The 12,944-nt window shown below is 45.1% G+C and carries 8 protein-coding genes; 2 read left to right on the top strand and 6 right to left on the bottom strand.

Annotation, left to right across the window (positions count from 1 at the left end):
• Positions 1-387: 387 nt before the first annotated feature.
• From NYE35_RS04680 to NYE35_RS04665, 4 genes are all read right to left on the bottom strand, one after another.
• On the bottom strand, positions 388-2,379 hold the full coding sequence (locus tag NYE35_RS04680) for a beta-galactosidase (RefSeq protein ID WP_076099538.1): 1,992 nt from the start codon (positions 2,377-2,379) through the stop codon (positions 388-390).
• 138 nt (positions 2,380-2,517) lie between these two features.
• On the bottom strand, positions 2,518-3,819 hold the full coding sequence (locus NYE35_RS04675) for an ABC transporter substrate-binding protein (protein ID WP_094902687.1): 1,302 nt from the start codon (positions 3,817-3,819) through the stop codon (positions 2,518-2,520).
• Positions 3,820-3,880: 61 nt separating this feature from the next.
• Positions 3,881-4,714, bottom strand: a complete 834-nt coding sequence (locus NYE35_RS04670; protein ID WP_036680774.1) for a carbohydrate ABC transporter permease — start codon at positions 4,712-4,714, stop codon at positions 3,881-3,883.
• Complete coding sequence (locus NYE35_RS04665) at positions 4,714-5,595, bottom strand: carbohydrate ABC transporter permease (RefSeq protein WP_036680772.1); 882 nt, start codon at positions 5,593-5,595, stop codon at positions 4,714-4,716. Before NYE35_RS04665 ends, NYE35_RS04670 begins: the two co-directional genes overlap by 1 nt.
• 136 nt (positions 5,596-5,731) lie before the next feature.
• Between NYE35_RS04665 and NYE35_RS04660 the strand changes: the two genes are divergently transcribed.
• Complete coding sequence (locus NYE35_RS04660; RefSeq protein ID WP_038568837.1) at positions 5,732-7,552, top strand: cache domain-containing sensor histidine kinase; 1,821 nt, start codon at positions 5,732-5,734, stop codon at positions 7,550-7,552.
• Complete coding sequence (locus tag NYE35_RS04655; RefSeq protein WP_076099537.1) at positions 7,549-9,210, top strand: response regulator transcription factor; 1,662 nt, start codon at positions 7,549-7,551, stop codon at positions 9,208-9,210. Before NYE35_RS04660 ends, NYE35_RS04655 begins: the two co-directional genes overlap by 4 nt.
• Here NYE35_RS04655 and NYE35_RS04650 read toward each other — a convergent pair whose 3' ends face one another.
• Both NYE35_RS04650 and yicI read right to left on the bottom strand, forming a co-directional pair.
• Positions 9,211-10,380 carry an SGNH/GDSL hydrolase family protein gene (locus tag NYE35_RS04650; protein WP_076099536.1) on the bottom strand — a complete coding sequence of 390 codons (1,170 nt, stop codon included), beginning with the start codon at positions 10,378-10,380 and terminating at the stop codon, positions 9,211-9,213. It abuts the gene before it with no gap.
• Positions 10,381-10,504: 124 nt separating this feature from the next.
• Positions 10,505-12,826, bottom strand: a complete 2,322-nt coding sequence (yicI, locus tag NYE35_RS04645) for an alpha-xylosidase (RefSeq protein WP_076099535.1) — start codon at positions 12,824-12,826, stop codon at positions 10,505-10,507.
• Between the last annotated feature and the right edge of the window lie 118 nt (positions 12,827-12,944).

Raw genomic sequence — 12,944 nt, 5'->3', positions numbered from 1 at the left:
TATCCATATAAGTGTATTCTGTGCAACTATATTCTCGGAAAATGGCCTTGCAGCGGGATAAGCCGATTTTTAGCTGCACAAAGTGCAACTAAAACCAATTAAACACTCCAACACTTCAAATAAGTGTACGAAGTGCAACTATTTTCTGTTGTGCTTCTGTTAAAGTTTCTGCATGCCCTATTCCACTCATTTTTTACTCCACACTTCCACTTACTTCACTATTCCTACTCCACACATTCCCCTACACCGCTCTTCCCCTACTCCACACATCCCTCACTCCATCTTCACCAACCTTCACTTCACCCTACTCCACACATCCCTCACTCCACTTTCCTCTCTCCTGCCACACTCCCAAACCCACTTCAATACCTCTTTACTCAAAACCACTCAAATCTCCAACACCTCTACGCCATACGGCTCGAGCTGGAGCTTTCCCGATCGAATCTTATTATCCAGCAGGCTGCTGTATTCTCGTGGCAACGGAACGATCACCGACTCGCGGCTCAGGTTAAGCAGGAATAAGAAGCTTCCCTGATTTCCAGTCCGTACGGAGGCTTGTACTCCGTTTGGCAATCCTTCAAAGCGTAACAACCCTTTTTCCTTAGCCAGGTTCTCTAATAGAACTGACCAGTACTTCTCTTCCGCATGAGTTCCGAAGTAATAAACCTGACCTTTACCGAAGGAATTAACAGTTACAGCGGGTGTGCCGCGATAGAAATCATCACCATACCAAGCAATCGGCTGGGCCACTACCGGCCGGAGGATGTCGCACCACTGCGTACATTCGTATTGGTTACCCTCCGCATCCATGATGGCATGTGTTTCAGCGCCAATCGGATCATACTCCAGCACTTCAACGCCGGTACAGTAGCTCAGCTGCCCGGGCAGCGGTTGCATGAGTGCGATGTTGTTTATATTTTTGACACCACTACGGTTGGTGATCAGCAAGGTCCCGCCAGCGAGGGCAAAATCCTCCAGATTACGTACGATCTCCTCATCCAGCAAATATAAATTCGGAGCGATCACTACTTTATATCCATCAAGCGGTTGTCTGAGGTCGATAACATCGCAGCCGATGCCAAGCTTGGTTACCGCCCGGTGAATCTGCTTAATGTTCTCATAATAATCAAAGCCCTCTGCCTGCGGCTGAATATCCAGTGCGGCCTTCTCTTCATGGGAATGGAGGATAGCCACTTCGTTTTTCAGCATCGTTCCTTGGAGCTTGTCGCTCAGCCTATTAACCTCATGACATAGCTGCGTGAACTCCGCTAATCTGCGTCCCGGAACATTGCTGTGGTCAATCAGCCCGTGCCAGAATTGTTCTGCTCCTGAAATTGCACTTCTCCAGCGAAAATGAACAACCGTATCCGCACCTCTAGCAATCGCCTGCCATGCATAGGCACGAATCAGTCCTGGATAAGGGGTTCGCCACATCGGCATCCAACAACCCGGCGATCCACTCAGCTGCTCCATAATCCAGAAGTTTTGACGTTTGATGCCACGGGTTACGTCCAATGAAAGCGCTCCGCTATAAGGCGTCGTATCTTGTTTGGTTGGCGAAGTATTCGGATAATAATCAAACGCAGCCACATCCAGATCTGCACCCACTGCGTACATATCGAGACGCTGCGGATAGCTGTGAAAGTTATGGGTTATGAAATGCTCTGGACAAATCATACGCAAAATATTGATCTGCGCCGTCTGAAACGCTACCACCGAATCCCACTGAAACCGCTGAAAGTCCAGTAGAAAAGAGGGATTCTGATGAGGTGATCCGCCCAGCGGCACGGTAAGCTCATTCCAATCGCTGTACTCCCCGCTCCAAACTACGGTTCCCCATTCTGCATTGACCTCATCCAGTGTTCCGTATTTAGCTTGTACCCATGCTCGAAAAGCAGTATTACAAGCGTCACAATGACAATCCAACATGCCAAATTCATTATCAGTCTGCCAGCCTATGACGGCCGGGTGTTCACTGTAACGCTCGGCAAGACGCAGAATAATACGGCTGCCATACTCACGCAGTGATGTGCTGTTATAGCAGCGGTGTCCACGTACCCCCGGGTGAAAGGTCTCTCCATTAGCAAACACCGGAAGCACATCTGGAAATTTCGTCGTTAACCATCTTGGCGGTGTAGCTGTTGGAGTACCCATCACAACCTGCAGATCATATTGATGAAAAAGGTTCAGCGCGCGGTCCAGCCACTCGAACTGGTAATTCCCCTCAGTTGGCTCCAGTCGACTCCATGCGAACTCAGCAACCCGGACTACTTTAACACCTGTTTCTTTCATCAACTTGATATCTGGTTCCCACATGGATTCATCCCAATGCTCCGGGTAATAGTCCACACCCATCTGAACATGATCATATCGTTTCATTGGCGCTTCTCCCCATCCCTTGATATTCAGCCCTGTTTCCCAAAAAAAGCGCTCCCCGTCTCAAATTGATGAGGTATACGGAGAGCGCTTCTGTTAACCACTAATATCCATTAAATCTTCTCTATAAATGTGCTTTACTTATTTTTTAAGCTTGTCCCATGCAGCTTGCATACCAGTCATCCAGCCGTTAACGTCAACCTTGTCAGCGATGAACTGTTGGATCACGCTGGCAAATTCTTGCGTTACACCATCAGGGAATTTGGAGGATTGCAGGCCATAAACTTTGTTTTCTTTTACATAGTTCCATACGTCTGCTCCAAGCATACCGATGTCTTCAGGTGTTGCTTCGATTGTGGACAAAGCAGGGATGAATTTCCATTTTTTAACGATATACTCTTTACCCATATCGGAAGTTACCAACCAGTTCAAGAAAGTTTTTGCTTCTTCTTTAGAACCGGATTCTTTGTTGACTACAAGGTTCGCAGGGATACCAACAGTCATTTTGTCATTCTTCTCAGCATCTTCATTGATTGGCATAGGGAACATACCAATGTTCATATCAGGAGTGATGTTATCAACAAGAGTTTGTGCCCAGTTACCTTCTTGCATCATTGCAGTTTCGCCTTTTGCGAACATTGCCAGGTGAGTGTTAGCATCTGTGGTCAAAGGATTCTTTTGTCCGTATTGTAAAGTCAGTTTGAGATACTTGCTCCACTCTTCAAACGTTTTATTTCCTACAATTGTACCAGTTCCTTCATTCAAACCTTTGATGAATTCATCTACATTATCTTGTTGTGCAAAGGCTACGCTGATCCCTTGGTTACCTAGCAGCCACCATTCCTGATATGCATTACCAAAAGGAGTTACGTCGATAGCTTGCAGCTTTTTAGCTGCTTCTTCAAGCTGTGACAATGTTTTTGGAGTTTCAGTGATTCCCGCTTTAGCGAACAAGTCCTTGTTATACACAATACCGATACCCTCAAGGTTCATTGCCATACCGTATACTTTGCCATCTTTAGTCATAGGCTCTGCAGCCATAGGAATCAGATCTTTTACCCAAGGTTGGTCGGACAGATCTTCCATCTTGTCTCCCCAAAGTTCCATTTCTGCATATCCACCATTGGAGAAAATATCAGGCGCATCGCCGGAAGCGAATTTAGTTTTCAATGCTGCTGCGTAGTCCGCACCACCACCAACTGTTTGGATATCCAGCTTGATGTTAGGGTATTCTTTTTCGAATTCAACCTTAAGCTCATTGAGGCCTTCTACGATTTCAGTTTTGAATTGGAAGATCTTTACGGTCTTCACTTCACCTGAATTTGTGCCAGCGCTTCCATTTTGTGAGTTACTAGAAGCGTTATTATTACCACCACATGCCGTTAGAGCTAAACTCATTGCCATTACTGCTGATAGAGCAACTGCGGAGTGTTTCTTCTTCATTATATATTCCCCCTTAAAATAGTGGACTGCTTAAAAAATATTTGGAACGGAGGGCTCGGTGTTAACCTTTCACCGAGCCAGCCGCTATTCCCTCAACAATGTAACGTTGCATAAACAGGTAGAAAATGATAATTGGTGCGACCCCGATTACGAGAGCCGGAAGTGCCATATCCCATTGTTTGGTGTATTGACCAAAGAAGGAGAAAGTCGCCAGTGGAATGGTCCGAAGCTCTGGTGCCTGAAGAATCAAGGATGGCAACAGATAGTCATTCCATATTCCAAGTGCGTTTAGCACGATTGTTGTCATCACCATTGGCTTCAGCAAAGGAAGCACAATACGGAAGAACACGGTAATAGGATTACATCCATCTACTGTAGCCGCCTCTTCAATTTCAAGAGGAACGGACTTGATAAAGCCGTGGAACAGGAAGATCGCCATCGGAACACTAATCCCTAGATTCGTGATAATCAAACCAAGGAAAGAGTTGTTTACTCCAATAACATTTACGACCTTCAAAATTGGAATCATGATCGTTTGAAACGGAACTACCATTGCCGCTACAAATATAAGCAGCAAGAACTGATTGAATTTCGTATTCGCCCGAACCATACGATAGGATGCCATCGCACTGAACAGAGAGATTAGAATAACACTGATCACTGTGATAATAACCGAGTTTCGGAAAGCTTCACCGAAACGGGCTAATTTCCAGGCGGTTGAATAGTTCGACCACATAAATACTTTTGGCCAGCTTGCCGCATCACTCAGAATTTCACCGAAGGATTTCACCGAGTTTGCGAGCAAGAAATAGAATGGAGAGAGAAAGAGCAGGGCCAGAAGGATCATTATCACTTCCGTGCCAATATTCCATCTCTTTTTTTCTGTAGGTTTCATTACGCTTCAACCTCCTTGCTCTTCGTGATACGGACCTGAATCAGAGTAATGATGGCTACAATTACAAAGAACAGCAGCGCTTTTGCAGTACCCAGCCCGTAACGATTGTTCAGGAAGGCTTCATTGTAAATATTCATAGCAACGGATTCCGTCGATTTGAACGGTCCGCCCTTCGTCAAGGACAAGTTAAGGTCAAACATTTTGAATGACCAGGAAATGGCCAAGAATAATCCGATAGTTACAGCAGGCATAATTAGTGGAACTACGATATTGCGTAGCACCTGCCAACGGGAAGCCCCATCAATATCAGCCGCTTCTAGTACTTCTTTAGATACGTTACTCAACGAGGCAATGTAGATAACCATTAGATAACCGGAAGACTGCCAAACAAAGACCATTACAATCGCCCAGAATCCTGTTGTGGCATCACCGAGCCAAGGAAGATTAAAGAAGGACCATCCTGTAAGGTCGCCCATAGTGGCGAACCCTTTGATGAAGATAAATTGCCAGATGAAACCAAGCAACAATCCCCCGATCACGTTCGGCATAAAGAAAATGGTCCGAAGCATGTTACGTGTCTTTAAAGGTTTAGTTAACAGATAAGCCAAGAAGAAGCCTACCACGTTAGTCAAAATCACACCTAACACCGTAAATCTTACCGTAAACCAAAAGGAAGACCAGAAGTCAGGGTCATTTGAGAAAATAGTGGAAAAGTTTTGAAATCCGACCCAACTTACATTACCGGATACACCGTTCCAATCTGTGAAAGAGTAATACATCCCCATCAAAAATGGGATAATCGTTATTAAGGTAAAAAACAAAACTGCCGGACCAACGAAAAAAAGCTGTTGACCTAACTGGGACAACTTAGTGCCGCGCATTTATTGCCCCCCCCTTTCTTTTGCTCACTTACTTGTTTATGCTTTATACACATATTATCTGTTTTTTTCAGGGTACCTCACACCTACTAAAGTGATCTTTCAGGTGTAAAATATTGATCGGATGTGACAAATTTCGATGAAATGGAACACGATTCGCACAAAATTGATCGTTTTTATCCTACTGCCAACGTTAATTTGTATTATGGCCACCATGTTTATTAGCTATCACTATAGCACTCAATCCCTAAGAACAAGGGCAGTAGACGAGAATACGAACCTCCTCTTTCAAGGCAATAGAAACATCGAAAGTCTGATTCAGGAGATCAATCGTCTCTCCCTTATCGTTTATTCAGATTCAGATTTCTACAGACTGCTCGAAGCGGGATATGAGGATATGGCAGCAAATACACGAATTTATTCTTCTCTAAATTACATTTCTTCATCCATGCCAGATATATCCCAGGTGTATCTGTACGGTGCCAAGGATAGAAAAGCCACTTTGCTCACCCAGAATACACCCAAACGTTGGCAGGGTATTCCTCCCTATGCCGACTCAGACATCACTAGCAGTTCTCCTGTGGTTATACAAAGTACACATATAAGTCACAGCTACGGCCTAACTTCACCTATCCCGCAACTCATACCGGAACCTGTGTTCACATTGCATAGACGAATTGAAAGGATTCCAACTACCACTCCAATCGGCTTCCTGTCGATCGATGTTAAGCTAACGGCTCTTACCGACATCGTCAGTCAGTTATATGATCAGAAACAGGAAAACATTTGGCTGCTGGATGGCGATGGCAAGATTGTATACGGAAGCAACAGTGAGGAATACGGCAAGCGTCTACATGCCTCCTGGTACAACAAGCAAATCGCTACCAATCAAAGCTCCCAAGGGTATTTTGAAGAGGAAGATGCTGTGTTTATTTACCAGAGAATCGAAACCCAAGGTTTAAATTGGACCCTCGTGAAGCAGATTCCTACGTCCTATCTCTTCCGGGAAGCCAACGAGGCGGCAGCGATCAATATAATCCTCCTTGTTCTACTATTAATTACAATTGCCACCTTAACGACTCTGATCTCTTTTCGAATCACAGCCCCGATCAAGCAGTTGACTCGTTACATGAATCAGGTGCAGACCGGTAATCTTGATGTTGATATTCAACCTATGGGCAAAGATGAGATTGGCGTGGTTACCGAGCGATTCCGCAGTATGATGGACACGATCAACAACCTGATCCTAAGGGAGTACAAGCTGGAATTGTCCAATAAAACCAATGAACTGCGGGCACTGCAAGCACAAATCAACCCGCATTTTCTGAATAACACGTTGCAAATCATTGGCACGCTGGCCTTAGAGCTTAAAGTGCCCCAAATTTACTCACTTCTTTCAGCTCTAGCCAAAATGATGCGCTACAGCATGTACAATGAGGAGAAGATCGTAACTGTTAAGGATGAGCTGGATCATGTCAAAGCCTACATTGAACTGCAAAAGGAACGTTTTGAAAATAAGTTCAGTTTCCGCTACGATATGGAGGAATCACTTTTAGAGACGTTTATGCCGAAAATGATTTTACAGCCTATTGTTGAAAATTATTTCAAACACGGCTTTAATCTTTCCCGCAGTGACGGATTCATTGAAATCACCGCAGCAAAAGTGGATGACAACCGGATGGAAATTTGTATCCAAAATAACGGAAATGCGATTCCTTCAGCGAAGTTAGATCTTTTAAAGCAGAAGCTACAGCATCCTACTAGAACAGATATAGATTTATTAAGAAACACAGAGCAAACCAAGGAGACTTCAGGATCAGGTATTGGTCTGCCGAACGTTCTGGCTCGACTCAAGTTTGTGTGCGGAGATAGCGCCACTTTAACTGTTGATAACCTTAGAGCAGGCGGAGTAGTAGTGAAATTGGAAATTGAAATTATAGCGGAGCGTGAAAAGATATGAAGGCGTTGATTGTTGATGACGAGGCAAGAGTTAGAAAGGCAGTCAGACTGCTTGTCGACTGGGAAGCCCATCAAATCGATGAAATTCTGGAAGCCGGAAATGGAAATGAAGCCATCGAGATCATCCGGCAGGCTAAACCAGCATTAGTCATTATGGATATGATGATGGAATCAGGTAACGGGATAGAGTTAATGACCTGGGTGAACGAATTCGCCGGCAACACTAAGTTTATTGTAGTCAGCGGACATAATGATTTTGAGTTCGTACGTCAGACTGTGCGGCATGGAGGGATTGATTATATCCTGAAGCCCATCGAAGCCGAGGCAATCAATGTAGCGGTAGCTAAAGCAGTTGCAGCCTGGCGCTCAGAAGAAGATGACCGAAGCGAGCGGCAGAAACAGAGTATTCAGCTTAATGAGTTCAAGCCCATTTATGGGGAAAAGCTATTATCCGCACTAATTGATGATCCGATCAATTCTGATTTATCTTTGCGGAGGTTATGCAGTGATGGTATCATTCCGGAAAACATCCATTCCGCTCGGTTAATATTGGTGCAGACAGATGCGGGTAACAATCCGTTGATTAAACGTTTTGGCGGAGACACCGAGTTAATGAACTACGCTATCGTCAACATTTGTAATGAATTTTTGCACAGTCCGCATAAGGGTGTTGCTTTTCGTTATTGGGGAGGTCCTCCGGAGATTGCAATTATTCTGTGGGATATTCAGACCTCTGTGGTCGAGCTAATAGGCAGAATCAATCATGGCATCTACTCTACCTTGCAGGTCCGAATGCATTTTGGAATCAGCAGCATCGGCAACTTACCTAAGCAGTTACCTTATCAGCGTGCAGAGGTGGCAGAGGCATTACAGCGCCGAAACTTATTAATTCATGAGGATTACTGCCATTTCTCCTCTTCCTCCGAAGAATTCAGAGATCGTAAAGAGATCGCCAAAGCAGAGGTTCGCGGTAATGTATCAACAACGAACTTTGCTGACGTCAAGGAAGATTGGAAAATGGCAGTCATCAGCGGAAGTCCAGAGATATTATCAACAGCTGCGCAGCACTGGGTGGATGAGCTTAGCCGAGGCGGAGTTGTGACACCAGAAATCCTAAACTCATGGAAAAATGATGCTCTACTATTTCGTTCCCAGCTAGTACGGGAAATGTTAGGCCCTGAAGCTGAAGGTGCACTGGCCGAACTTGAACAGGCCGACCAGCTTCACCCAGCTCCTTATACGAACGGTTACTCGTTCTCCTTATTCGCTTGGCGTGACTGGTCGTATACCCTAATGCAGGAGCTGGCCGAAGTAATCGCCCTGAAACAAGCTAAAGAACGTAATCCGATGCATGATATCGTCAAATATATCGAGCTTAATTATGCTTCCGACCTGTCCTTACAGGAAGTGGCCGGAAAGTTTTTTGTTAGCCGTGAATATATTTCCCGCCGATTCAAACAGGAATACGGTATTAACTTTTCCGACTTTATTGTTAATATCCGAATAGATAAAGCTAAGCTGCTATTGCAGAATCCTCGTCTGAAGCTGACCCAAATCTCCGAAATGGTCGGTTTTCATGATGTCAAATATTTCAGCAAAGTGTTTAAGAAGCAGGTCGGATCTTCACCTAAGGACTACCGGGACACATTTAAGAGTTGATCAATACCAGTTTAAAAAGGCGTCCGCAACCGTCTTACCGGCTATGCCGTTCGGATGCGGGTCGTCTTGTCCACTCATATATTCCGGTCTGATCCGGTGATCGTCTGGTGCAGGCAACGATAATAGGCTTGCTATATCAAACACACGGTCTACTCCAGCGGGTGGGTTAGTCAGGATTTCATGATTCACTCTACGCCAAGTTTCTTCTCTTGCCTCCTGAAAATTAAACGGCGGCACCGTACTTAGAATAATACTAGCATCAGCATTTGCTGTTTTGATCTTAGCAATAATAGTTGTCAGATCACCAAGTAACTCATCTGCAGAGCGGCAGCCAATATCAATATCATTTACGCCGAGGACAATCATCAGTTCATCACTCTGTTTAGCTTTGTGAAGCCAAGGGCCATCCGCAGCCACATCATACGCTCTAGCCCAGCCTGAGCCGAGATTCCATACGCCAATCTCTGCACCAAGACCATCCGCAATTCTCGCTGCCCAATATTCGTATCCGTCCTTTAATGTCCGCACACCTTGAGTAATCGAATCTCCCAAAAATACTAGCTTCTTATTCACAGCTTTCTTATACCCGATATAGCTTGGCAGTACCAGAAGCTTGTCGGATTCTGTAAATCCATCGGCTGATTCCTGTGCAGCCAGATTTCCGGGCGCATCATAAGCGGTTGCCAGCATGCCTTCTACATTGAAAGGAATGGATTTGCCCGCAGCGGTTGTCTTAATCGTCCATGTAAAAGCTAAGTAATGGCCATCGGGTAGATTAATGCTTGTCTCATCACTCCAGAAGCATTCACCGGCCGCTACTGGTTTGGAGACATTGCCTTCAAAGGTGACAGCATGTTGTGTATGCTCAATAATAGCTCCGTTTGGCTCAGTTCCTCCATCCGCGATAAAAGCCGATTCGATCACCCAACTGCCCCCAGGTTCACTACCCGAAGCTTCAAGCCCTTGGTCCCAAGTGGAATCCACTGCATTGCTATGCCAAAATTTTAGCTGCAACGGGCCGTTTTCCCGTAACCGAATATAAGTCCGGAAGGTATGTGTAAAAGGTTCTTGCCTATTCATAATAAAATTAGCGGCGGTTGAAAGAACCGTAGCAGAGGTATAGTCCGTCTGATTCAAAACTCCACTTCCCTTAATTAAATTAGTATTCATAACGTTTCCCCCGTTATTAGTTAAGATTGTAACACTAAAACCTCTCCTACAGACCAGGGAATAGATCGTTCACCCAGTCTACAAGAGAGGTTATGGCTATATCAATATGCTTTAAGAAATCATCTTATTTCAGTGTAATGGTAAACGATACGGATTTTGCACCTGCGTTTACTTTCACTGTAGTCTCATCTACTTGCTCTGCACCTTCTACGGAAGCGATAGCTCCCAGATCTTTAAGGGAAAGCGAGAATTCTTTACCGCTGCCTTCTGCAGTAACTGTTACGCTGTTGCCTTTGCGGGCAGCCTTCACAGTCAATTCAGGAGCACCTTTAAGATCACGTACGGTTGCAGAAGTAGTAGTACCTTCTTCAAGTGAATACAGGCCAAATTTCACGCCATCCGCAAAGTCATAATCGGGTTTGTTGTCGATGCTGCCGATTGCCAGCAAGGAGTTCTGACGAACGAACAGTGGCAAGCTGAAGAAATCATATTTCTCTTTGCGCCATGATCCGCCTTGTACAGTTTCACCAGATAGCAGGTGTGTCCAGCGACCCGCTGGCAGATAGTATTTCACTTCGCCGTTTTCTTGGAAAATAGGCGCTACGAGCAAGGAATCACCCAGCATGTATTGGCGATCGAGCACTTCGCATGTTGGATCTTCCGGGAATTCCATAACCATCGCCCGCATAGAAGCCCAGCCATGCTCTGCAGCCTGGCCAGCCACATCATACAGGTAAGGCATCAAGCTGCATTTAAGCTTCGTGAAGAAGCGGGTAACATCACAAGCTTCATCATCGTACGCCCAAGGTACACGATACGAAGTGCTGCCGTGCAGACGGCTGTGGCTGGACAACAGTCCAAAAGCTAACCAGCGTTTGAATACATGTGCCGGAGCAGTGTTCTCGAAACCACCGATATCGTGACTCCAGAAACCGAAACCGGACAAACCTAGGGACAAACCGCCACGAAGGCTTTCTGCCATGGATTCATAATCTGCGTAGCAATCTCCGCCCCAGTGAACTGGGAACTGTTGGCCGCCAGCAGTTGCAGAACGTGCGAACAATGCTGCCTCATTCTTGCCAAGCTTCTCTTCCAATACTTCAAATACAACTTTGTTGTACAGTTGAGTGTAGTAATTGTGCATTTTCATCGGATCAGATCCGTCGAAATAAACTACATCTGTAGGAATCCGCTCACCGAAGTCTGTCTTAAAGCTGTCTACGCCCATATCTACCAAATCACGCAGGTAGCCGGCATACCATTCACAAGCCGCAGGGTTAGTGAAATCCACCAGTCCCATACCCGCTTGCCACAGGTCACATTGATAAACGTCGCCGTTAGGCTTTTTGATCAAGTATCCGTTTTTCTTGCCTTCTTCAAACAAGCGTGAACGTTGGCCAATATAGGAGTTGATCCATACGCAGATCTTCAGGCCTTTTTCCTTCAGGCGTTTCAGCATGCCCTCTGGATCTGGGAATACACGTTTATCCCATTCAAAATCAGTCCATTGATACTCACGCATCCAGAAGCAGTCAAAGTGGAATACATGCAGCGGCAGATCACGTTCTGCCATACCTTCTACGAAGGAATTTACAGTTTCTTCATCATAGTTGGTAGTAAACGAAGTTGTCAGCCACAATCCAAAAGTCCATGCTGGTGGAAGCGCTGGTTTACCTGTAAGAGCAGTATAGTTGCTAATAACGTCTTTAATGGTAGGTCCATCGATCACGAAATATTCCAAGCTTTCTCCAGCTACGCTGAATTGGGCCTTTTTCACTTTTTCTGAAGCGATTTCATAGGAAACCAATTCCGGATGATTAACGAATACTCCATAACCTTTGCTTGATACATAGAAAGGAATGTTTTTGTAAGCTTGCTCGGAGCTAGTACCGCCGTCTTTGTTCCAGATATCTACGGTTTGTCCATTTTTCACGAAAGCTGTAAAACGTTCGCCCAGACCATATACGAATTCGCCTACGCCGAGATCCAGCTCATCACGCATGTACGTGTTGCCGTCTTGGTCGGTGATGTAAGCCATGGATTTAAAGCCACTGCCTGTAATACGTTCTTCGCCGCGATAGAAATCCACCGCCCATTGTTCGCCTTTGCGAATCACTACACGAAGTCCGCCGCTGATCAGCACGGTTTCGAGATCCGTTTCTTCAATCTTCACATGATCGCCAGTACCTTTAGTCAGTTCGAAAACCGGACCACGTTCCTGTACACCATCATGATGAATAATTTTAATGCCTACCACGCCTGGAAGCGGGGAATGGAATTTTACAGTAAGCAGGGTTGAATTCAGCGTTGCTGCGCGCCCTGTGATTGGAGTCGTTTGTGTAATTGCTGTTAATCCTTCGGGAGTCTTTTCTACAACATAATTTTGAACTGCGCCGTTAATCGTGATACCATCACGAACCAGCCAGAGACCATCAGTAAATTTCATTGTGTACTTGCCACCTTTCAATTTGGTGTTTATAGTTGCATTATACCGATAAAAAATGAACAAAACTAATACTATATAGCTCATTTATAACACTATTTTGATGTTTTTTAAGAAAAGA

This window comes from Paenibacillus sp. FSL L8-0494 (assembly GCF_038003695.1).
GTDB lineage: Bacteria > Bacillota > Bacilli > Paenibacillales > Paenibacillaceae > Paenibacillus_AQ > Paenibacillus_AQ odorifer.
This window is presented reverse-complemented; position numbering and strand designations above follow the sequence as displayed.